This is a genomic window from Peptoclostridium litorale DSM 5388 (assembly GCF_900141635.1).
Lineage (GTDB): Bacteria > Bacillota > Clostridia > Peptostreptococcales > Peptostreptococcaceae > Peptoclostridium > Peptoclostridium litorale.
Genome location: NZ_FSRH01000004.1, coordinates 184,782 through 206,461, shown reverse-complemented (window position 1 = coordinate 206,461; position 21,680 = coordinate 184,782). Strand labels below are relative to the sequence as shown.

Annotated in this window: 21 protein-coding genes and 1 other RNA gene; 10 read left to right on the top strand and 12 right to left on the bottom strand. The window is 42.8% G+C overall.

The features are described 5' to 3' along the window. Positions 1 to 38: 38 nt before the first annotated feature. Positions 39 to 620: a hypothetical protein gene (locus BUQ87_RS05460; protein WP_038263497.1), complete on the bottom strand. Its 582-nt coding sequence runs from the start codon at positions 618 to 620 to the stop codon at positions 39 to 41. A 239-nt stretch (positions 621 to 859) separates the two neighbouring features. Between BUQ87_RS05460 and corA the strand changes: the two genes are divergently transcribed. Beyond that, complete coding sequence (corA, locus tag BUQ87_RS05455) at positions 860 to 1,930, top strand: magnesium/cobalt transporter CorA (protein WP_038263494.1); 1,071 nt, start codon at positions 860 to 862, stop codon at positions 1,928 to 1,930. A gap of 80 nt (positions 1,931 to 2,010) precedes the next feature. After that, complete coding sequence (locus BUQ87_RS05450; RefSeq protein WP_200774443.1) at positions 2,011 to 2,970, top strand: mechanosensitive ion channel family protein; 960 nt, start codon at positions 2,011 to 2,013, stop codon at positions 2,968 to 2,970. Between the two features lie 24 nt (positions 2,971 to 2,994). On the opposite strand, the gene BUQ87_RS05445 is transcribed toward BUQ87_RS05450, so the two are convergent. From BUQ87_RS05445 to deoC, 7 genes are all read right to left on the bottom strand, one after another. After that, on the bottom strand, positions 2,995 to 4,077 hold the full coding sequence (locus BUQ87_RS05445; RefSeq protein WP_038263489.1) for a VOC family protein: 1,083 nt from the start codon (positions 4,075 to 4,077) through the stop codon (positions 2,995 to 2,997). A 21-nt stretch (positions 4,078 to 4,098) separates the two neighbouring features. Beyond that, a complete protein-coding gene (locus tag BUQ87_RS05440) occupies positions 4,099 to 5,598 on the bottom strand; it encodes a phytoene desaturase family protein (RefSeq protein ID WP_038263486.1) in 1,500 nt (499 codons plus the stop codon). An 18-nt stretch (positions 5,599 to 5,616) separates the two neighbouring features. Continuing rightward, positions 5,617 to 6,816 carry an AarF/UbiB family protein gene (locus BUQ87_RS05435; RefSeq protein WP_038263483.1) on the bottom strand — a complete coding sequence of 400 codons (1,200 nt, stop codon included), beginning with the start codon at positions 6,814 to 6,816 and terminating at the stop codon, positions 5,617 to 5,619. A gap of 215 nt (positions 6,817 to 7,031) precedes the next feature. Further along, positions 7,032 to 8,324: an amidohydrolase family protein gene (locus BUQ87_RS05430; RefSeq protein ID WP_038263480.1), complete on the bottom strand. Its 1,293-nt coding sequence runs from the start codon at positions 8,322 to 8,324 to the stop codon at positions 7,032 to 7,034. A gap of 23 nt (positions 8,325 to 8,347) precedes the next feature. Continuing rightward, positions 8,348 to 9,673, bottom strand: coding sequence for a pyrimidine-nucleoside phosphorylase (locus BUQ87_RS05425; protein ID WP_038264447.1), 1,326 nt, complete (start codon positions 9,671 to 9,673; stop codon positions 8,348 to 8,350). Between the two features lie 161 nt (positions 9,674 to 9,834). Further along, positions 9,835 to 10,653 (bottom strand): purine-nucleoside phosphorylase, encoded by an 819-nt coding sequence (locus BUQ87_RS05420; RefSeq protein WP_038263477.1) that lies wholly within the window; start codon positions 10,651 to 10,653, stop codon positions 9,835 to 9,837. Position 10,654: 1 nt separating this feature from the next. Further along, a complete protein-coding gene (gene deoC, locus BUQ87_RS05415; protein WP_038263475.1) occupies positions 10,655 to 11,305 on the bottom strand; it encodes a deoxyribose-phosphate aldolase in 651 nt (216 codons plus the stop codon). 324 nt (positions 11,306 to 11,629) lie between these two features. Here deoC and BUQ87_RS05410 point away from each other — a divergent pair, with 324 nt between their 5' ends. The 6 genes from BUQ87_RS05410 to BUQ87_RS05385 all read left to right on the top strand — a co-directional run bounded on the left by BUQ87_RS05410 (position 11,630) and on the right by BUQ87_RS05385 (position 15,593). Further along, positions 11,630 to 12,631, top strand: a complete 1,002-nt coding sequence (locus BUQ87_RS05410; protein WP_038263472.1) for a 2-hydroxyacyl-CoA dehydratase family protein — start codon at positions 11,630 to 11,632, stop codon at positions 12,629 to 12,631. After that, positions 12,628 to 13,395, top strand: coding sequence for an acyl-CoA dehydratase activase (locus BUQ87_RS05405; RefSeq protein WP_038263469.1), 768 nt, complete (start codon positions 12,628 to 12,630; stop codon positions 13,393 to 13,395). The genes BUQ87_RS05410 and BUQ87_RS05405 overlap by 4 nt, the downstream gene beginning before the upstream one ends. Positions 13,396 to 13,404: 9 nt before the next feature. Continuing rightward, entirely contained in the window at positions 13,405 to 13,836 is a 432-nt protein-coding gene (gene queD / locus BUQ87_RS05400) for a 6-carboxytetrahydropterin synthase QueD (protein WP_038263466.1), read from the top strand. Then, positions 13,836 to 14,498, top strand: a complete 663-nt coding sequence (queE, locus tag BUQ87_RS05395; protein ID WP_038263463.1) for a putative 7-carboxy-7-deazaguanine synthase QueE — start codon at positions 13,836 to 13,838, stop codon at positions 14,496 to 14,498. Before queD ends, queE begins: the two co-directional genes overlap by 1 nt. Positions 14,499 to 14,500: 2 nt before the next feature. Beyond that, entirely contained in the window at positions 14,501 to 15,166 is a 666-nt protein-coding gene (queC, locus tag BUQ87_RS05390; protein WP_038263461.1) for a 7-cyano-7-deazaguanine synthase QueC, read from the top strand. A 64-nt stretch (positions 15,167 to 15,230) separates the two neighbouring features. Beyond that, positions 15,231 to 15,593 carry a hypothetical protein gene (locus BUQ87_RS05385; RefSeq protein WP_038263458.1) on the top strand — a complete coding sequence of 121 codons (363 nt, stop codon included), beginning with the start codon at positions 15,231 to 15,233 and terminating at the stop codon, positions 15,591 to 15,593. A 123-nt stretch (positions 15,594 to 15,716) separates the two neighbouring features. On the opposite strand, the gene BUQ87_RS05380 is transcribed toward BUQ87_RS05385, so the two are convergent. Continuing rightward, complete coding sequence (locus tag BUQ87_RS05380; RefSeq protein ID WP_052636012.1) at positions 15,717 to 17,945, bottom strand: beta-propeller domain-containing protein; 2,229 nt, start codon at positions 17,943 to 17,945, stop codon at positions 15,717 to 15,719. A gap of 272 nt (positions 17,946 to 18,217) precedes the next feature. On the opposite strand from BUQ87_RS05380, the gene BUQ87_RS05375 reads away from it, so the two are divergent. Beyond that, positions 18,218 to 18,493 carry a hypothetical protein gene (locus BUQ87_RS05375; protein WP_143182404.1) on the top strand — a complete coding sequence of 92 codons (276 nt, stop codon included), beginning with the start codon at positions 18,218 to 18,220 and terminating at the stop codon, positions 18,491 to 18,493. A gap of 299 nt (positions 18,494 to 18,792) precedes the next feature. Then, positions 18,793 to 18,954, top strand: a complete 162-nt coding sequence (locus tag BUQ87_RS15140; RefSeq protein WP_159434268.1) for a hypothetical protein — start codon at positions 18,793 to 18,795, stop codon at positions 18,952 to 18,954. 188 nt (positions 18,955 to 19,142) lie between these two features. Here the strand turns inward: BUQ87_RS15140 and BUQ87_RS05370 are convergent, their stop codons facing one another. The 3 genes from BUQ87_RS05370 to smpB all read right to left on the bottom strand — a co-directional run bounded on the left by BUQ87_RS05370 (position 19,143) and on the right by smpB (position 21,568). After that, positions 19,143 to 20,531, bottom strand: a complete 1,389-nt coding sequence (locus BUQ87_RS05370) for a family 10 glycosylhydrolase (RefSeq protein WP_052636011.1) — start codon at positions 20,529 to 20,531, stop codon at positions 19,143 to 19,145. A gap of 223 nt (positions 20,532 to 20,754) precedes the next feature. Continuing rightward, positions 20,755 to 21,104: a transfer-messenger RNA gene (gene ssrA / locus BUQ87_RS05365) on the bottom strand. Between the two features lie 5 nt (positions 21,105 to 21,109). Beyond that, entirely contained in the window at positions 21,110 to 21,568 is a 459-nt protein-coding gene (smpB, locus tag BUQ87_RS05360) for an SsrA-binding protein SmpB (protein ID WP_038263451.1), read from the bottom strand. Positions 21,569 to 21,680 lie beyond the last annotated feature (112 nt).

Genomic DNA, 21,680 nt, shown 5'->3' with positions numbered 1-21,680 from the left:
CTTATAATCAAAAAAGGATTAGATTTCAAATGCACAATCTAATCCTTTTTTACATATTTGAATTCTATATTTGTCCTTATGAACCGCTTGTATTCCTTCAGCTTTTTTTTGACATCCTGGTCTACTATGAACATAATAGAAAAAGCCTCCCACAGAAATACCCAGCCTCCTATGAAAACCCCTTCCAGCATAATCGAATAGAGAAGCTTTCCAGATATGCTGTTTCTCTGGACCGAGTACGCTAAAAACAAGAATGCAAATGCCATTGTGGCATAAACTATTGTTTTTTTCTTGCTGCTTCTAAGCTCTCTGCCTATAATATGCGTTAAAAAATCAAAATTATTTTTAATACCCGCCTCTGTAAGCCTTTCCTTTTTAATGTCCTTCATATGCTCGGGCATGTAAAACCATATCTCTAGTTCGTATTTAAGAGGTATGTCATACGAGCATTCCTCCAGAAAAAACTTCAAATCAGGCTCTATGTCCCTTTTTTTGAATGGAGAAGGGTCCCATCCGTTGAAAACCTCATTATAGTCGTCAAGTGACACTTCGATTATAAAAGTGTTTCTCGTTTTGTCAAATCTGTATATCTGTTTTAAATAGTCTATTTTTTTCTTCATATTCCCCATCCCTTTTTTCAACTTGAAAAGAGTATTCAAAAATTCAAAACCGGCGTGTTAAAAGCATTCCAGTTTTACTGTGATACTGTTTTTATACCCACGCTTCAAGTAATATCGCCACACTTTAAACCGTGCATATGCATTTTTATGTTTTGATGCATACTAGGGGTTGTTTTTCATATGCATTTTGGGGTATTCTATAAAAAATCATTTATTACTTATCGAGGGGCGAATATATAATGAAGCTTTCAAGTGTAAAAAATGTATCTAAAAAAATAGGGTTGCCTCCCGGCTCTCTTGTTCACATAGGAAATCACATATCCGAAACCACTTCTGTCTCGCTGCTCAAATACTCTGCAGACTCGATAGAAGAGCTTTCCATATCTTCTCCAAAGGAATGCTCTGATCATATAACAGACGGGTATATCACATGGATAAATGTAACCGGCCTTTCTGATGTCAATACCATAGGTGATATCGGAAAAAACCTCGGAATGCATCCGCTTATACTCGAAGACATATTAAACACTTCCCACAGGGCTAAAATAGATGATTCAGACGAATACATATCCATAATAATAAAAGTTTTGAACTACAATGAAAAAGACTCTATAATAGAAAGAGAGCAGGTGAGCATAATACTTGGAGATGGCTTTGTGGCAACTTTCCAAGAAAAAAAGAGCGATATTTTCAACGGGCTTATTAGCAGGCTTCAACATCCTAGCAGCCGGCTCAGAAATATGAAATCCGACTATCTTGTATACGCCATAATAGATACTATCGTAGACAACTATTTCGCTCTAATCGAGCACATCGGAGACAAGGTGGAAAGCATAGAGAATATGCTCTTTGAAAGCGCGGACAGCTCAATACTGAATGAAATACACAATCTCAAAAGGGAAATGATTTTTCTCAAGAAATCTCTTTGGCCCCTGCGCGAAATCCTTTCATCCCTCCAAAGGAGCGATTCCAGTTTGATACACAGTTCAACGTCAATGTATTTTAGAGATGTATATGAGCACATCATACAGATACTTGATACAATCGAATCTTTAAGGGACGTGCTTTCTGGGATGACAGAGCTTTTCATATCAATATCCGGCAACAGAATGAACGAGATAATGAAAGTGCTTACGATAATCTCTACAATATTCATACCGCTGACATTCATAGCCGGCGTATACGGCATGAACTTCAGGCACATGCCCGAACTTGAATCAACATGGTTTTATCCCTGGTTTTTATATTCACTGATGCTTGCCATAGTATTTGGAATGCTGGCATTCTTCAAAAATAAAAAATGGCTTTAAACCTTGCCATATCTGCATGAAAACCACAAGACACGCAAATCACCCTGAAAACACCAGCAAACCAAAATACGTCTGACATTTTGAAAGGAAATTTTCTAATGGACTATTCCAAGGATTTTCTCATTAAATTTTTAAGCATAAAAAACCTGCACATACAAATTCTATTTTCAATTCTAACTGTGACTTTGCTCTACTTTTTAAATAAGACTATAACAAACATGCTCAGTATAAGGATACAAGATGTGAAGATCCGGTACAGGTATAAAAAAATTCTGCTCTATATAATATTCATATTGGCATTTGTGCTAATAGGTGCTCTTTGGTTTGAAGAATCCGGTTCGCTGATTACCTTTTTCGGAATTTCAGCTGCCGGTATAGCAATTGCGCTTAAAGACCTTATAATAAATATAGCCGCATGGGTTTTTATAATACTTAAAAGGCCATTTGAAGCGGGGGATCGAATCCAGATAGGCGACAATTCAGGAGATGTAATAGACATTAGGATATTCCAGTTCACAATCCTTGAGATAGGCAACTGGGTCGATGCAGACCAAAGCACAGGAAGGATAATACACATACCCAACAGCAGCATATTTTCAATTCCCCTGGCAAACTATGATAAGGGATTCCATTTTGTGTGGAATGAAATTCCTGTAAGCATAACATACGAGAGCAACTGGAAAAAAGCCAAAATTATACTTCATGACATAGCCAACGAACATGCAGAACACATGAGCCCCGAAGCCCAAAAAAAGGTAGAGGCGGCCGCAAGGAGGTTCATGATATTTTACAGCAAGCTTACACCGATTGTATACACCGATGTCAAGTCAAGCTATATAACACTCACAATAAGGTATCTTTGCAAACCCAGGTACAGAAGGGGAAGCGCCGAAAAGATATGGGAGCACATCCTCGAGGAGTTTGCAAAGCACAAGGACATTGATTTTGCATATCCCACACAGAGGATATACAGCGAACTTCTCGAGGGAAAGAACGCAACTGAAAAAGACATGGGATTTAAAGTTAATATAAAAGAATAAGGCCGGCAAATCCGGCCTTATTCTTTACTGCTTTTCTGTAGCCCTTGTAAGCTCCTCCACATTTCCCTTTGTAAAAAATCCGTCGAACTTCCCATACCTTTGTATGTACTCATTCACAATAAAGGTACACTTAGACTCCTGCGAAAACGCCTGTCTGAGTCCTTCTTGTTCTGATCCAACCAGTTCTGATAAAAATTCCAATCCATCGTATTTTAGGTATTCAAAAATTTCCTCTATGTCCTGCGTTATAAATGCCATGTGGTGAACCCTCGGCCCGTAGTTGTGTATGAACTTTTCAGTCGGTCCGGATTTTTCATCACTTTCATATGGTCCTATCCCAGATGTGAACACAAGTGCGAATTCTTCAGCTGAAAGCCTTGCCACATTTGTTATAGAGTTGAGTGATTTTACATATATAGAGAATTCGAAGTCGTAATTTGTAATATTCATAAACTCAATTATCGCATTATCCCTGTCGCATGCCCTGACCCTTATTGCTGCATGGTCGAAAAAGCCTATTTTATTTGCATAGTCCGGCTTATCCACCATGAATCCAATTCCAATGTCATTTGAATTCACAGTCCTATAGTTCCCCTTTTCACCCTTCCACTGTATTATTCCCGTTGAAATTCCGGTATATTTCGAAGGCTCTGTCTGCACATATAAATACTCTCCCATGTCCTGGATTTCATCCGTCAAAAATGATATCGCCCTGCTCTTTTGAATATTGAAGTACTTTTCTATGTCGTCAGTCAAAAATGCAAAAGTCTCAAGCCTCGTGTTTATGAGGCTCTTTGACTTTGGATAGTCATTATACTCCCTGAATGGATTGTCTCCTTCTTTTCTGGCTCTTATTATTATATCCGCCGAACTCTTTTCTTCCATCACTATATTTGCAGACGCCGCATCTTCAAACGCATAAGCGGGTGCATAGCCCGTATATTCTGTCATCTCCTGTGCCGCTCCATTTAGGTACTGCATTTCAACGTTTATCACTGCAAACTGGAGCTTCCCTACAAGGGAGTCAATCCCCGATTTTTTCCTGTCCGCCTTTACCTTTTCCACCTTTTCCAGCAGCTTCTTGTCGTCATTTTTAAATTCACTCATGCTACCCCTCCCGTTTTAATATTAAAACCCCGCTTTTTCTCCGCCGTCTTCGATTATTAGCCTTGAAGATATCTTTCCCGATTCATATATTGTTGGAAGGCCGCTTCCCGGATGAGTTCCCCCTCCTACGAGATAGCAATTTGCAAACTCCTCAAATCTGTTGTGAGGCCTGAACACAAGCATCTGAGCTATATTGTGGGCGAGATTGAAGGTAGCGCCCTTGTATACGCTCTTTTCATTCTCCCAGTCAAAAGGCGTAATTATCCTCTCTTCAACTATTCTCTTTCCAAGGTCCTTAAACCCTCCTCTCTCCTCGACTATTTTAATTACCTTGTCCCTGAATTTTTCTTTGCCGCTTTCCCAGTCGAAATCCGAATTGTTGTTTGGAACAGGAACCAGTATATATATACTAGACTTGCCCTCGGGAGCAAGTGTTGTATCGGTCACAGACGCATTTTGCACGTATATGGAGGGATCGTCTGAAACCTCGTACCTTTTCGATATGTCCTCTATGTTGCTTCTGTAGTCATTTGCAAACAGTATGTTGTGGTGAGGCAGCTCGCTGTAGCTGCCTTCGATCCCCAGGTAAAGCATGAACGTGGAGCATGAGTACCTTTTGCCTTCAAGCTTTTTGTCCGTATATTTCGGCCTGAAGTCTTCACTTACCAGGTGCTTCATTGCATGGGAAAAGTCAGCATTCAATACTATATAGTCCGCATTTACGGTCTCTCCATCTTGAAGGCGGAGCCCTTGGGCCCTTTTGCCATTTACTTCAATCTCTTCTATAGGGGATGAAAGGTGTATATTCCCTCCGTTTTCCTCTATTATCCGCGCCATTGCCTTTGAAATCTGGTTCAGCCCTCCTATTGGATGGTATATACCCCCGCCGTGCTCTATATATGATATTATGCTGAATGTGCCCGGGCACTCCCATGGAGACATTCCAAGGTATTTCGCCTGGAATGTGAATGCAAGCCTTAGAATTTCATCGTCAAAATACCTCCCAAGATGGTCAAAAAGGCTCTTGTGCGCATCCAGTCTTGGAAGGGCCTTTATGAACCTCCCCTTGAAAAAATCGGCAAATGAGTCGTAAGGTATTTGAAGGCAGGGAATCAGCACGTCGAACTTTTTCTTTTCCTCTACTAAAAACTCCTCATATCTTTCAAATGCACCCGGGAAATGCTTGTCCATTTCAGATTTCATTTTTAAAGTGTCCCTTGTCGGGTAAAACTCCTGTCCTCCAGGAAGCACAAGCCTGTATAGCGGGTCTATCTCCCTTATTTCCAGATAGTCCTCAATGTTTCTGCCCGCAATCTGGAATATCTCCTCAAGCACGAATTTCATCATCAAAAATGTAGGGCCCAGGTCGAATTTGAAGCCTGCCATGTCAAAAGATGAATTCCTTCCGCCTATGCAGTCCTGCTTTTCATATATGTCTACGCTGTATCCCTTGCTTGAAAGTATTACTCCGGCTGTAAGCCCGCCGGGCCCCGCTCCAACTATTGCGACTTTTTTATTCATATGACATCCCCCATATCACTACTTTTTAAGTTCTCCTAAGAACCTTCTCATGTCCTCCATCAAGACGGCGGTTGGATTGCATTTTATGACCATTCCGTCAAGATACATGAGGCTTTTTATTATAGGATACATACCCTTTTCAAAAACCATTCCACTGTTAACGCCTAGCTTTATGGTCTCCATCATTTTCCTCGTAAGGCTCACCTGGGATACTGTTTTTCCCTCGAAATCCTCATAGAGCTTTAAAAATTTTTCCCTGTAGGCATCGAATTTCTTGCCATTTATTTCAACTTCTGCCATTTCATTGAGGTTCTTGGCGCACTCCTCATAGTTGTAGTAGCTGAGGTTTTCCATGAATTTCAAAAGACCTGTCTGTATTTTTTCCCCCACGCTGCTCATAGCTCCGGTGTCTATAAAATAGAGATCCTCTCCGCTGAGTATTATATTTCCAGGGTGTATGTCCCCGTGGAAAGTCCCTATATTGAACACATAAAATCCATGTATGTGGAAAAGTTCCAGCAAATTATCATAGTCCAGTTTTTTTTGCTGGAGAAGATGGTCAAACGTCTCACCTCGTATGAACTGGGATACAAGTATATTTTCATTCGAAAGCTCCCTGTATATTTTGGGGAATTTTAGCTTTGAAAGGTCATACCTTTCCACGTTGCTGTCCCTTATGCCCTTTAGTATCTCGCCGTGCTCTATCTCGTTAATGAGGTTGAGTTCGTCAAGCGTATATTTTTCAATATTCTTTAATATCCCCAGCGGATCGGCCACTTTGTCCAGCTTGGGATACAAAAATATTGCGGTCTTTAAAAACTTTTTAAGGCTGTCGACATCCTTTTTGAAGTTTTTGGTGAAATCACTTTTTATGAGCTTTACAACCACTTCTTCTCCGCTTCTGAGTCTCGCCCTGTGGACCTGCCCTACCGAAGCCGAGGCTATGGGCATTTTTTCAATATACTCGAAGTTCTCCCTCCAGCCCTCCTGCGTATACATGTCTATAAGCTCTTCCACTGTCTCAGATGGTATGTTTGAATTGTGGGAATACAGCCTTGAAAGGTGAGTGCACGTTTCCTCGTCCAAAAAATCTATCCTGAGTGCAAATGTCTGCCCTATCTTGACTGCAAGAAGACCCTGCTTTTCTATCCATTCTATGTCAGGAACTCCCTTGTCGTATATCGATTTCATAAGCCGCACAAAACCCACCCAGTTCATATTTTCAACCTCCATATTCTACATTCTAATTCGTATCATTTTATATTTATATCCAAAAACAGTCTGTATTAGCACTCAATCTGAATAAGCAGAATAGATGAAAAAAGATGACCCCATTTGATTTTGGAATCATCTTTTGACTTCTGGCAAATTTTTCACTTTTCAATCAATCCAATTATCGCTTGTCTGATATATCTTTGTGAATCTTCTGCTGTCTATATCGAGCTCATAAGCCTTTTAACAGAGTCATTGACTTTGCTTTTGACCATTTCAATGTCTATTGTAGTAAGCACTCTTTTTTCCATGAGTATCTTTCCATCGACTATTACAGTGTCAACATCCGAAGCCTTCGCACAGTATGAAAGCGACGATATTAGATTGTACTTTGGATAGAAATGAGGCTCTTCGGTATCAATCAGTATTATGTCCGCCTTTTTGCCTTCTTCAATTGAGCCTATGCTCTTTTCAAGCCCCATTGCCTTGGCTCCATTTATAGTCGCCATTTTAACCGCGGTCTTTGAAGGCACGGCCAGAGGATCTCCTGTTACGCCCTTGTTTATCAAGGCCGCAAGGTTTATCTCCTCGAACATGTCCTGGTTGTTGTTGCTGCATGCTCCGTCAGTTCCAAGCGATACGTTGACTCCCTTTTCCATAAGCCTTGAAATAGGTGCGAACCCGTTTCCAAGCTTTAGATTGCTTGTAGGGTTGTTCAAAACGCTAACGCCTTTTTCACTCATCATTTCCATGTCATCGTCACTCAGATGGACGCAGTGGGCAGCCATTGTGTGGACGTCGAAAAGCCCTATGTCATAAAGCCTTTGTACTGGACTCTTTCCAAAATCCCTTATGCTCTCTTCCACTTCGCGTGTGCTCTCGCTTATGTGCGTGTGAAGAGGCACTCCCAGTCTCTTTGCGGTCTCTGCCGCCCCTTTCAGGTAGTCGTCAGAGCATGTGTATGGAGCGTGAGGCGATATAAATGTGCTTATCCTGCCGTTTGACGCTCCGTGCCACTGTCTGTGTATCTCAATGGCCCTTTCAAAGTCCCTGTCTTCATTTCGCATCATGTCAAACAGTGTGTTTGATACCGCTCCCCTTATTCCCGTATCCGCCATTGACTTGGCGACTACATCTGCAAACCTGTACATGTCGTTGAAGCACGTAGTTCCCGACATTATGAGCTCTGAAATGCTCAGCATGCTTCCCCAGTATATGTCTTCTTCGTTCATTTTTGCCTCTATGGGCCATACCTTTTCCTGCAGCCATTCCCAAAAAGCCATGTCGTCGGCGTAGTTTCTAAGAAGCGACATTGGAATGTGCGTATGCGTGTTTATAAGACCCGGCATTGCAATCATACCTTTTGCATCTATTGTCTTTTCTGGAGAAAAGTCCGCACTGGCAGAACCTACGCTTTTTATTCTCCCATCTTGAATTGCTATGTCCGCCTCTTTTATCACAGCCTCTTCATTTTCAAAGAGCAGTACATTTGCTCCCCTTATGAGTATTTTCATGTATTCACCTTCTCGCATTAAGTTTATATGTGTCTTGTTCCATCCTTGTCCACTATTCCCTTTATTAGCTTTTCATCTGCGGGCCTTACCTCTGAAAGGCTGTACGCAGCCCTTATTATCCTGCTCGCCTCTTCAAATTTTTCAGCGCTGCTTGAGTGGACTACTGCAAGCACATCCCCTTTTCTTACATAGTCTCCCCTCTTCTTTTCAACTATGAGGCCCACGGAAAGGTCTATTTCACTTTCCTTGTTCTCTCTTCCCGCTCCAAGCACAAGAGATGCCCTTCCTATCTCGTCAGTCTTTATCGAATAAACATACCCCTCCTGCTCCGAAAGCACCTCTTTTACAATGTCTGCCTTTTTAAACTTCGAGGTGTCGTCAACATATGAAGGGTCTCCTCCCTGGTTTTTCACAAGCTCTTTCAGCTTTTCAATGCCCTCGCCGCTTTCCATAACGCCTCTTAGCCTTTGTAGGCCCTCGTCTATAGTGCCCACCTTTTTGGAAAGAAGCAGCATGTGAGCTCCCAGGTGGAGGCATATGTCTTCAAGGTCCTTTGGCCCATTACCATTTAGGGTGTCTATTGCCTCTATGACTTCAAGCGAATTTCCAACGGCCTTTCCAAGGGGCTGGTCCATGTCGGTTATGAGGGCCACCATGTCCCTTCCCGCTCCAAGTCCTATGCTGACCATTTCCTGGGCAAGCTCGAAAGCCCCTTTGTCATCCTTCATGAAGGCCCCGCTTCCAGACTTGACGTCAAGTACTATGGCGTCCGCTCCCGATGCAAGCTTTTTGCTCATTATGCTTCCAGCTATAAGCGATATGTTTTCAACAGTGGCCGTAACATCCCTTAGAGCATAGAGCTTTTTGTCTGCTGGTGCCAGATTTCCCGTCTGCGCGCTTATAGCGATTCCTATTCCATTTACGCTGCTTGTGAACTTTTCCATGCTCATTCCGACGTTGAATCCGTCGAATGCCTCAAGCTTGTCTATAGTTCCGCCGGTGTGGCCAAGACCCCTTCCAGACATCTTTGCAACGGGAGCTCCGGCGGCCGCAACAAGAGGTGCCACAACAAGAGTCGTCTTGTCACCAACTCCCCCGGTGCTGTGCTTGTCGACCTTTACGCCTTCTATTCCCGAAAGATCCATATTGTCTCCGCTCTTTGCCATTTCCATTGTAAGCTCAAGTGTCTCGTTGTAGTTCATCTTGTTGAAATATATGGCCATCATAAGGGCCGAAGCCTGATAGTCAGGTATTTCGCCGTTTGTATACCCCTTCACGAAAAAGCTTATTTCCTCTTTCGTAAGCTCTCCGCCGTCCCTTTTCTTCTGTATTATATCGTACATCCTCATGTTATCGCCTCCAGTCAGCTTTTGAATGTATGTATCAGTGTTTTCCATACTGTTATCGAAAAACCTCCCGCCCTACGCGGGAGGTTTTCTCCTTATCACCTATAATCCTTGTAAGCAAAGCCTATTTACAGCCCTGCGCTCTCAGCTTATATGAATTCATATTATACGGCTGCTATCGTTCCCCTTACAAGGCTTATGAATTTTTCCCTTGCTATTTTGGAAGTCTCTATAACCTCGCTGTGGTCAAGAGGCTGGTCAAGTATTCCCGCCGCCATGTTTGTTATGCACGATATTCCTATTACCTTCATGCCGCTGTGAATTGCAACTATCACCTCCGGCACCGTAGACATTCCAACCGCATCGGCTCCAAGGCCCCTAAGCATTCTTATCTCTGCTGGAGTCTCGTAAGTAGGTCCGCTCATGCACGCGTAAACTCCTTCTTTAAGCTCTACGCCTGCATTTTTCGCAACCGACCTTACGACTTCTCTAAGCTCCTTGTCATATGCATTGGACATATCCGGGAATCTGACTCCGAACTCGTCCATATTTTTGCCCTTTAGAGGGTTGTCTCCCGACAGGTTCAGCTGGTCGCTTATAAGCATAAGATCTCCAGGAGTGTAAGCTTCATTTACTCCTCCAGCCGCATTAGTAACCATTATTGTCTCTATGCCCAAAAGCTTCATGACCCTTACAGGGAACGTAACGCTGCTCATGTCGTATCCTTCGTAGTAGTGGAATCTTCCCTGCATTGCAGCAACCGTCTTTCCTTCAATCTCTCCAATAACAAGTCTTCCCTCGTGTCCCTCTACAGTTGAAACCGGGAAGTTCGGGATGTCGCAGTACGGGAACATCTTGGCCCCTTCTATGCTGTTTGCAAGCTCTCCAAGGCCCGAACCAAGTATAAGCCCTATGCTTGGCTTTTTGTCCACCCTTTCCAGTATGTACTCCGCAGATTCCCTTATCTTATCGTATATAGCCATATTATTCCTCTCCTTTTGCAATTTCAACAGAAGCGCTAGCACCTATTCTTGTAGCGCCCGCCTCCACCATTTTTATTGCGTCGCTGTAAGTCCTTATTCCACCTGACGCCTTTATTCCAAAATCCTCTCCTACAACGGACCTTATAAGCCTTATGTCATCTTCTGTAGCTCCGCTCTTTGAAAAGCCTGTAGACGTCTTTACAAAGTGGGCCCCGCTCTTTGCAACAAGAGCGCTGGCCTTTGCAATCTCTTCACTTGAAAGAAGGCACGTTTCAAGTATCACCTTGACCTTCACACCTTCACCTGCCGCCTCTACAACCCCTTTTATGTCCTTTAGCACATAGTCGTAGTCACCGTCTTTTAATGCACCTATATTTATGACCATGTCTATTTCACCAGCGCCGTTTTGGACAGCATCCCTAGTCTCAAAAGCCTTGGCCTCAGTAGACATGGCTCCAAGCGGAAATCCCACTACAGCAGCCACAGGTAAACCGCTTCCCCTAATGCAGCTGCAGGCAAATTCCACATGGCATCCATTCACGCACACACTCGCAAAGCCGTGCTCAACCGCCTCTTCGCATAGCTTTTCAACCTCGGCCTTTGAGGCTTCAGGATTTAGAAGCGTATGGTCTATAATGGAAGCTATTCTCATAATAATCACTCTCCATGCCATTACATTATTGCCGGCTGCGCCAGCACATTATCATTGATATCCATTTTGCATATAAATAACCCATTATATATAGTATAATACCGCGCTCCAAAAATCAATTTGACTTTTAAAATATTTCTGTAGTAAAATATAAAAGTATGAAAACATAATAGGACAGTTCGAAACCATCCTGTCTGTAAACAAAACTAGGGCTCCACTACCAACCGGGTAGTTTTTTGTTTATGGGCGCCTTGCGTCCTTTTTTGTTGCAAAAAAACAGCAGGACATTAACATATACAAACCTTTTTATGAAGGAGGATTACATTGAAAAAGATAGGAATCACCACGACAGTGCCCGCAGAGGTTCTAATGGCGGCCGGATACACTCCTGTGGACCTTAACAACCTTTTCATAACGTCTGATGACTATTCAAAATATATAGACATAGCCGAAAGGGACGGCTTTCCCAAAAGCCTTTGCGCATGGATAAAGGGAATATACGGAGCATGTATAGAAAATGACATAGACGAGATAATCGGAGTTACAGAAGGGGACTGCTCCAATACAAAATCCCTTTTGGAGGTTTTAAAGCTGAGGGGGATAAAAATTCACCAGTTCTCATTTCCGCACTCCCACAAAAAAGAGGATATTGAAACGGAGATAAGAAGGTTCATGGATTGTTTCGGCGTAAAGCTTGAACAGGTGGAAGACATGAGAAAAAAGCTCGGCAGCATAAGAGACCTAGCGGAAAAAATAGACCATTTGACATACAGCTGCGGCAAAGCCACTGGATTTGAAAACCACCTCTATCAGGTAAGCCTGAGCGATTTCGACGGAGACATGAGCCTTTTCGAAAGCACTCTAGAAAAGGCCGTAGATGATATCAGTTCAAGACAGCCCGTTCATAAAAAGCTGAGGCTCGGCTATATAGGCGTTCCTCCCATGACAGGAGACATATACGAATTCGTCGAAAATTTCAATGCCGGCTTCGTATACAACGAAGTCCAAAGGGAGTTTGCATTCCCAAGGGCGAAGTATGCAGATGACATATTCACTCAGTACTACGACTACACCTATCCATACGACATGGATTTCAGACTTGTTGACATAAAAAAGCAGATAAGCGAAAGAAAGATAGACGCACTCATTCACTACACTCAGGCTTTTTGCCACAGGGCGGTTGAGGACATGGTATTAAAGCAAAAGCTCGACATTCCAATACTCAACGTTGAAGGCGACAAGCTTAATTCACTTGATTCAAGGACAAAGCTTAGAATTGAGGCGTTTTTAGACATGCTGCTTGACCTTAAGGAGATAAGAATATGAGAATACTTGGAATAGACCTTGGAAGCCGTGAAGTCAAAATAGCCCTAATGGAAAAAGGCATTATAATCCAAAAGAAAAAGATAAGCACTATGAGCTTTTACAGGGACTACTGCAACTTTGACGGCAAAATAGAGGTGGACCTTGAAAAGCTTGGAATAAAGAACATAGATGCCGCAGTTTCCACGGGATACGGGCGAAACAACACAGACCTCAAGCTCTTCAGGCCCATAATAGAGATAAAAGCCCACGTCTACGGTGCAATATACCAAAGCGGCCTAAAGAACTTCATACTCCTCGACATAGGCGGGCAGGACGTCAAGGCAGTAAAGGTCGAAAAAGGGCTCACCACAGATTTGGAGCTCAACGAGAAATGCGCAGCTTCATGCGGAAGGTATCTCGAAAACATGGCAAATGTGCTTGAGGTGTCGCTCCATGATATGAGCATTCACCACGAAAACCCGGTGGAGCTGAACTCGACATGCGCGGTGTTTTCAGAATCCGAGCTCATAGGAAAAATAGCCGAGGGCATAGGCATAGAAAGGCTGTGCGCGGGAGTAAACCACTCCCTATACAAAAGACTCCAGCCCCTTCTTAGAAGGTTCAAGGGCAAAAGGCTTGTAATGACAGGCGGCGTCGCAAAAAGCAGCGCAATAAAAATATATCTTCAAAATGACTACGACGAAATAGTGAGCGTTGAGGATCCGCAGTTCAACGGTGCAATAGGATGCTGCCACTACGCAAACATTATCCACGGGAATATTTAGGAGGAAATCATGTATATTTTAAAAGCAGAACACAGCTTTGACAGCGCGCATTTTCTTGCCGAATACGAGGGCAAATGCGCCAACATACACGGACACAGATGGAAGGTTGAAATAGAGGTCTGCTCGGACAGCCTTACAGCCGGCGGACAGCTTGACGGAATGGTAGTTGACTTTTCAGACCTTAAAAAAGACGTCAAGGAAATGGCAGACAGCTGCGACCACGCCCTTTTGGTTCAAAGGGGAACAATGAGGGAAAATACTCTGCAGTGCCTTAAAGAGGACGGATTCAATATAATAGAACTCGACTTTCGCCCCACCGCCGAGAACTTCTCTGCGTTTTTCTTCTACGAGATGAAGTCGAGGGGATACAACGTCAAAAGGGCAACCGTATACGAAACCCCTTCGAACTGCGCGACATACGAAGAAACGGAGGCAGTGTAATGCTAAAAGTGGTTGAAAAATTCATAAGCATAAACGGAGAAGGCAGGCGCGCCGGACAGCTTGCTATATTCATAAGGTTTGCGGGCTGCAACTTAGGCTGCAGCTACTGCGACACATCATGGGCCAACAGAGATGATGTACATTTCGAGCCAATGTCCGCAGAAGATATATACTCGTATGTCAAATCTACAGGAGTTCGCAATATTACTCTTACAGGCGGGGAGCCCCTTATGCAACAGGGGATTCATGAGCTTTTGCAGCTGCTTTCAAATGACAAGTCGCTCTACATTGAAATAGAGACCAACGGGAGCATATCTCTTGAAGACTTTTGCGACATTCCCAATGCCCCAAGCTTTACAATGGACTACAAGCTTCCTTCAAGCAATATGGAACATAAAATGGACACGGAGAATTTCGATACTCTTACAGGAACAGATACCGTGAAATTCGTATGTGGAAGCCACGAAGACCTTAAAAGGGCATACGACATAATAAAGAAATATGACCTATCGGAAAAAACGGCTGTATACATCAGCCCGGTATTTGGAAATATAGAGCCTGAAGACATCGTGGAATTCATGAAAAAGCACAATATGAACGGCGTGAATCTCCAGCTTCAGCTTCACAAAATAATATGGTCGCCAGACAAAAAAGGAGTATAATTATGAATCACGAAAAGGCAATAGTGGTATTCAGCGGAGGTCAGGACAGCACAACATGCCTGTTTTGGGCAAAGGAAAGATTCAATGAAGTAATAGCAGTTTCGTTCGACTACAATCAAAAGCACAAGCTTGAGCTTGAGTGTGCAGGGGACATATGCAAAAAATACGGCGTGGAGCACCACACGCTTGACCTGGGCCTTCTGAACCAGCTCGCTCCAAACTCCCTTACAAGAACAGACATAAGCGTTGATACGGATTCACCTGAAGAGGGGGTTCCGAATTCGTTTGTGGACGGAAGGAACATGCTGTTTTTGGCTTTCGTCGCCGTATTCGCAAAGCAAAGGGGAATAAACCACATAATAACAGGGGTTTCCCAGAGCGATTTCAGCGGCTATCCTGACTGCAGGGACGTTTTCATAAAGTCGCTGAATGTGACTCTTAACCTTTCAATGGACTACCAGTTTGAAATACACACTCCGCTTATGTGGATAGACAAGGCCCAGACGTGGAAGATGGCAAACGACCTTGGAGTGCTCGATGTGATAAAGGAAGAGACGCTCACATGCTACAATGCCATCAAAGGCAACGGCTGTGGAGACTGCCCCGCATGCAAGCTGAGAAAAAACGGATATCTGGAGTTCAAAAAGTTCTATATGCATGGCGCTTAGCCCCGTATATGCTATAATAATAGAGCTGTCATAGCAGCAAAATCATGAATTATTGGAGACTAAAATGAAAATCAAACTAAACATAACAAAGGACTTAAAGCGCGATCTTAAAACCCTTGCGGCTGGAAATGGCATGGAGCGTAGTGCTTTTATCAATGAAGTCATTGACGATCTCATACAGCGCAAAGAAGCCGTTTGGATTTCAAAAATCGACGCCATCTTAAAAACAGCAAGTGAAGATGCTGTTTCCCTGGAAGACAAGGCCAAATCTGCAATGAAAAAAACGACTAAGAAACTGCAGCCGATGATAATCAATGTAGACGAGAGAACATATATTGCCTTGGCCATAATTGCCAAAAAATCAAAAACATCCAAAGAAGAAATGCTAGTGAATCTATTGACCGATCTTGTCAATGACTCCAAATAAACAGACGTATTATAAAAGCCCCCGCAGTGTAATCTGCGGGGGCTTTTATCGACGCTGCTTTCTTTAAATGCCGCCTTCCGTTGTAGTGCACCATTTTATTCTTGAATGGGACTTCACTTCATATTATTTTTCAAATTCAATCTTGCCCTCAAAAGACATGTCATTCATGTCATGAGAGTGGATTGCGCTGCTTGAAATCGTGTATATATTGTCCCCTATATAGATTATCCTCTTTACGTTCTTATCGCTTTCATACCAGTAGCTGCCTGCCTTTTCATAGTCCTCTCTGCTCAAATGGCTTGCTTTCCCTATAAGGTCGAACCCTTTTTCAACGTCAACCGCATATACATATGCACCCTGATAGTAAAACTGGCTCCAGCCCTCATCCGCTTTTCTCATCTCGGTAAGGGGAAATGCCATAATTCCCTTCTGGCTTGAAAACATAAGGGCCTTGTGGTTTCTCAGCATCTCCGAGTCCGTTCCCCGCTCGCCTATTGAAATGGCATGGCTTTGAACCGGACTTTCCACGTCACTCACATCAAAAATGCCTATTTTCATGCCCTCCACTGTGAATCCGCCCTTAGTCTGGACTGTCTCCTTACCAAACCCTATTATGTGGCTTTCGTCATAGGGGTGGAGATAGTCGCTGTATCCTGGAATTTTGAGGTATCCAAGTATTTCAGGATTTTCAGAGTCGCTCAAATCTATCACGTAAAACGGGTCTACCTGTCTGAACGTGACCATGTACGCCCTGTCTCCAATGAACCTTGCGGAATATATCTTTTCGGTAGGCGCAATCCCCTCAAGCTTTCCAATTACATCCATGCTCCTGTCCAAAACATATATGTTGTTCTTAGATGTCCTCTCGTCAGTCCTCCATATCTCGCCGCTTGTAGTCGCAATCCTGAACTCACCGCCATGCTCGTCCATTGAAAACTGATTCAACACTGTGCCCGCAACCTTTCCCTTCGTGACATAGTCTATATCCCCGCCGTCCAGTCTGAATTTGAATATGTCCGTATTCACCTTGTACACAGGATAATAGACTTCGCTGTTTCCCGACTCGTCCAGTTCGTAGTCATATTCATATCTGGTTTCAGCTACATACATGTTCTCCCTTGAAGCGTACACGTTTTGACCCGATCCCAGATACGCGTCTATGTCGGCCCTTTTATCCAAGTTTTCGAGGTCTATCCCTATTGTTATAAGATAGCTCGACATCACTGAATCCGGAAAATAGCGTATCTCATCATACGGTATTTCAATAGGCCTGCCTTCTATGCTGTCATAAATACTCGGCCTGTAGTCAAATTCACCTTCTCTGTATAGGACATTCATATTCTTGTTTGCAACCATGTAAAGCTTGCCTTCAATAAGCCTGGAAGTCACGTAGCGTCCGTCTATTTCTACGCTCCTCACCTGCTTGGGACTCGATTTGTCCGATATGTCGTATACTTCCATTTTCAGCGCCGAACCGGGATAAGGCCATATGCTTTCTTTAACATCCTGATCCATCATTCTAAATTCAGGCCTGCTTGAGACCCCTATTACTGCAAGAGTTTCTCCGCTCAGATACATCTCGCTGGCTTTAAATCCGTCTTTGCCCTCAATCTCGCTTTCAAGAGAAAGCTTCCCGCCGTCCGCCCTTACTACTGAAATATTGTTGTTTCTGATTTGATATATATATTCCCCGTCTGTTTTTACTATGTCAGCCTCGTCCACACCCTCGACCTGTATGTTTGTTTCAGAATAGTCCGGTGGTTCAGTATCTCCGGCCTCCGGTTCAAAGGATTCCTCCAATCCCTTTTCAATAGAAATGTCGTCTCTGAACTGAGTATAAAACCTGCTCAATCTTTGGGAATATTCCAATATCGCCATGAGCTTTTCCCTCGAACCTACCGCCGGAAGCTCATCTGTTTTTGAAATCTCCTTGAAACCTGAAGTTATGCTTACAAGCCTCTTGTCCCCGTCCCATACTACTTCATTTCCAAAAGCCTCAGATATGAACCTGAGAGGCACCAGCATCCTTCCATCCACTATCTTAGCCGCCGTTTCCAGTTCCAAAAGCTCTCCATTGACGCTTCCATACCTGCTTGATGCCTTGATTGAAAGCGATGTGCCCTCATCATATGCAGAGGCGATATCCAGGCTGCCATCCCACTCTACACTCAGCCCCAGCTCTTCAAACACCCTTCTAAATGGGACGAGCACCCTTCCGTCTTCTATGACAGGCTCCACATCGAACTTTACGGCATTTTTGTCTATTTCAACAGTTATGCCTTGAGCATATGAAACCAGCCCCATTTGGAAACCCATTACAGCCACAATAATAAAGCACAGCATTTTTCGCATGATACCATCTCCTTTACAAAAATGTGTTTCATTAATTATACCCACTGGCCGGGATTCCTAATTTTTGTTCATTATTACAGCCATCCTAATCATTCCAACCTTATGCATTTCTTTTATTTTCCTTAAATTCTCATTAAATACAGTATTTTTTAATATTTTTGTATTATACTCTATATGCTGAAACTCCAAAGCTTGGGTTTTGGCAAAATAAGGCACATGCCACAAAAGCAGTAGTATCCTTCATGCCCACAACAAACTATCTGCCAAAGTGGATGAAAATAAAAAACTGCCTTGACTACTACAGCGACATGTTCAGCGACTTCTCAACGGAGAAGGCGGCTGAAAAACTCAAATTCATGGAACTTGAAAAGGACATGAAGATTTCATCCCTTTCAAGCGGAATGCTTGCAAGCATGTTCAAAACATACGTGTTAATGTTTTCAAACTACATTATATTCATACTAATGGTTTACCTGGCAATGGCTCTTTCAAAAAGTCTGCTTTCAAATATAAGCATGGAAAAACCCTTTCATTTGGATTTTTCATAGTAATTTCTTTTGTAATGGGCCAACTCTCAAAGCCTCTTCTTAAGATGAGCAATTGGGAACACCTGCAGGCTGAATCATTCTCCTCACTTTTCAATTCCATCATAGGAGTCAATATTGTGACAGCCGCCATGCTGTTTGTGCTCACAGGGTATCTTTTCGACAAAAAGGTCAATCTGTAAAGCTGTCTTAATCACCGAATGACTTTAAATGTGCCGGATTGCAGTTTGCCACAATAGAAAACGGGTATCCCTGACATATGAGACTCTTTCATATGTTATGTATATACTGGAGGTGTTTGCATGGATTCCAACAAGCTTGTTTTCGGATCAATACTGCTTGTCATTTCTGTTTGGATGTTCATTGCACTGGATGATTTCAACGCCAGATTTATTGGCGGTTCAATAGTTGGCATATTGGCAATAGCTAACATACTCCAGGCCATTATGAAAAAGAAAAAATGATTTCACATTTGCAAATCATGTCAATTTCTCATACTCTATAAATGCTCATTTATAATTCAAAACTACTTTTGCGCACAACAAAAAACCGCTTGGATTTATCCAATGCGGTTTTTTATTGCCTATGTATTAATTGCAACCTCTTGAAGCGCATGGAACTGATTGATTGGCAGACTAATCATATGGATTGTTTAATTCACATTCAAATAGTCTAATATAACCCACCCCGTCTGTCCGTTCCCCAGCTTGACATTGTACCAGCCTGCCTTATCTTCTAAAATAGTCACTTTTGTGCCACTTGTTATTTTGGATACGATGGCGTGTTGTGTTCCGGCTCCGCTTCTCACGTTCAAAATACTGGCTGTAACCGTTCCGCTTCTGACGCCGGATTTCAATGAACTCTCTGAAGAATACAGAAGGTATATGTCGCTATCTTGGGCTGCAAATGTATCCGCCGAATTCAAAGAGGCTATTTTCGTTTTACACCCCGCCGTATTTTCAAGCAGACTCTTGAGTTTATAATAACAGCTTCCACTCACCTGTGGATATTTCTGATTTATTTTCAGCTGCGTGTCTATTTGTTTTGCAACAACCTCCCTGTACAAGCCCTGGCTTATATACAGCTTGACCTTTGTTCCGTTTACTTCATTCGACCACCATTTGACCAAAGTTTCATAGTCTGCCGCTTTATGTCCTGTTTCCCAGTAAATTTGAGGAGAAACATAGTCGATCCAACCGTTTTTTATCCATGTTCTCGTGTCAGCATATACCGAATAGTAAGACTGATTGCCCGATGTATCGGAACCCGTCGGGTCGGATATCTTGTTTTTCCAAATGCCTGAAGGGCTTATTCCAAACAGCACATTGCTATTCGTATTCTTGATTGCCCGGCTTACACGCTCAACCATGTCATTGACATGCTGCCTTCTGCTATTGGCAAGTGCTCCGTCCTTGCCTTCCCCGTCCGGAAGCGGATAATTTGACGGATAAAAATAGTCATCGAAAACAACAGCATCAACATCATAGTTTTTGACAATTTCCTCCACAGTCAAGACGATGTGATTCTTTACTCCCTCTTTTTCAGGATTGTAATACAGGGCATCATTATAGCTCATAGTCCAGTCCGGATTCAGTCTGGCCGGGTGAGTTTCACAAAGAACGCTTGTATCCGTTCCGGAAGTAGTGATCCTGTACGGGTTTAGCCAAGCGTGAAATGACATGCCTCTTTTATGTGCCTCTTCAATCATGAAAGCCATAGGGTCGTAACCGGGGTCTTTGCCTTGCTCTCCGGTAAGGACATCCGACCAAGGGTTGATATTGGAACTATACAGCGCATCCGCCTTAGGCCTTACCTGAACTATTACGGTATTTATGCCGACAGCCTTCAGTTTGTCCAGTTTTTCTATGTACTCATTTTTTTGAGAAACAACATCATTTTTTGTACTTGGGAAATCCAGGCTGAAAACTGTTGCAATCCATACGGCCTGCACATTTTCCTGAGCCGTGGATGTAAAAGCATTTGCCGTAAAAACAGCAGTCGTTAAAAGCGCTACCATTAACATATAGTATATTTTTTTCAATTTTTTTCTCCTCCTTTTGCTGTAACCATATCCTTGCAGTGCAATATAAACAAATAAAATCTTTGTGGTGATGGTAAAAAAAACCGAAATCATTGCTATATAAGGATAACATTTTTTTCATATATTTTCCACCTTTACATTTCACCGGCGAGCTATAGCCCCTTCTGGACAGACATTAAAAAACCGCATCGGATTTTTCCGATGCGGTTCTCGTGGATAATATTGGTGGAGATGAGGGGAGTCGAACCCCTGTCCGAAAGCCCTTTACCTAGAGCTTCTACGAGTGTATTTGCTGTTTTAAATCTCGCCTTGCAAATCTTCCAGCAACAGAATGCTTGCTCGGCCAGTCCCAATTGATCCGTCTTTTGGTCGAGACACCCCTAAAGACAGTTCCCCACTAGTTTGACGCCCTATCTAAGTTCGCGGGACACTTAGGAGGACGAGCCGCGATTAGGCAGCTAAAGCGTAATTATCGTTTGCAATTATATTTATTCCCAAGTTTTTTACATGAACCGGAGTAAACATGACTCGCTACTCTAGACTCCAAACCCCCGTCGAAACCTTTACATCCCCATGTATTAGTATTTGGCTGAAAGTTCTCTTTGTATCCTTCTTTGAGCATCTTTCTTAGCCAAGTCTTGACGTTTGTCATAAAGCTTTTTACCTTTTGCAAGGCCTATTTCAACTTTAACCTTGCCTCTTTTTAGATACACACTAAGAGGTACAAGTGAATAACCTTTTTCTTTTATTGCACCTATGAGCTTTCTTATCTCATGTTTATGAAGCAGAAGCTTTCTGACTCTTACAGGATCGACATTGTGTATGTTTCCCTGCTCATATGGGCTTATGTGAACCTGCTTTAGAAAAACCTCGGCATTGTCTACTGACGCAAATCCCTCTTTGAGGTTGATTCTTCCTGCTCTTATGGATTTTACCTCTGTTCCCTTGAGCTCTATTCCACACTCATACACTTCTTCTATGAAGTAGTCGTGCCTTGCCTTTTTGTTTGTGGCCAGTATCTTTTTTCCCTCTGCCATAAGTTTTCCACCTCTTAATAAAGTTACTAAAGAAATATACCATATTGCAGTCTATTTGTCAATATAACACCTTTTTTGTCAATATTATTATAACATATGTTCGGTAATTAGT

Coding starts and splice junctions, on each gene's coding strand:
- deoC (WP_038263475.1), bottom strand. CDS start 11,305: ATGAGAATAGCTTCCATTATAGACCATACGCTTCTAAATCCTGAAGCC.
- BUQ87_RS05460 (WP_038263497.1), bottom strand. CDS start 620: ATGAAGAAAAAAATAGACTATTTAAAACAGATATACAGATTTGACAAA.
- BUQ87_RS05430 (WP_038263480.1), bottom strand. CDS start 8,324: ATGAAAATACTCATAAGGGGAGCAAATGTACTGCTCTTTGAAAATGAA.
- queD (WP_038263466.1), top strand. CDS start 13,405: ATGTATATTTTAAAAGCAGAACACAGCTTTGACAGCGCGCATTTTCTT.
- BUQ87_RS05405 (WP_038263469.1), top strand. CDS start 12,628: ATGAGAATACTTGGAATAGACCTTGGAAGCCGTGAAGTCAAAATAGCC.
- BUQ87_RS05440 (WP_038263486.1), bottom strand. CDS start 5,598: ATGAATAAAAAAGTCGCAATAGTTGGAGCGGGGCCCGGCGGGCTTACA.
- corA (WP_038263494.1), top strand. CDS start 860: ATGAAGCTTTCAAGTGTAAAAAATGTATCTAAAAAAATAGGGTTGCCT.
- queE (WP_038263463.1), top strand. CDS start 13,836: ATGCTAAAAGTGGTTGAAAAATTCATAAGCATAAACGGAGAAGGCAGG.
- BUQ87_RS05375 (WP_143182404.1), top strand. CDS start 18,218: ATGAAAATAAAAAACTGCCTTGACTACTACAGCGACATGTTCAGCGAC.
- BUQ87_RS15140 (WP_159434268.1), top strand. CDS start 18,793: ATGGATTCCAACAAGCTTGTTTTCGGATCAATACTGCTTGTCATTTCT.
- BUQ87_RS05420 (WP_038263477.1), bottom strand. CDS start 10,653: ATGGCTATATACGATAAGATAAGGGAATCTGCGGAGTACATACTGGAA.
- smpB (WP_038263451.1), bottom strand. CDS start 21,568: ATGGCAGAGGGAAAAAAGATACTGGCCACAAACAAAAAGGCAAGGCAC.
- BUQ87_RS05445 (WP_038263489.1), bottom strand. CDS start 4,077: ATGAGTGAATTTAAAAATGACGACAAGAAGCTGCTGGAAAAGGTGGAA.
- queC (WP_038263461.1), top strand. CDS start 14,501: ATGAATCACGAAAAGGCAATAGTGGTATTCAGCGGAGGTCAGGACAGC.
- BUQ87_RS05385 (WP_038263458.1), top strand. CDS start 15,231: ATGAAAATCAAACTAAACATAACAAAGGACTTAAAGCGCGATCTTAAA.
- BUQ87_RS05380 (WP_052636012.1), bottom strand. CDS start 17,945: ATGCGAAAAATGCTGTGCTTTATTATTGTGGCTGTAATGGGTTTCCAA.
- BUQ87_RS05425 (WP_038264447.1), bottom strand. CDS start 9,673: ATGAGGATGTACGATATAATACAGAAGAAAAGGGACGGCGGAGAGCTT.
- BUQ87_RS05435 (WP_038263483.1), bottom strand. CDS start 6,816: ATGAACTGGGTGGGTTTTGTGCGGCTTATGAAATCGATATACGACAAG.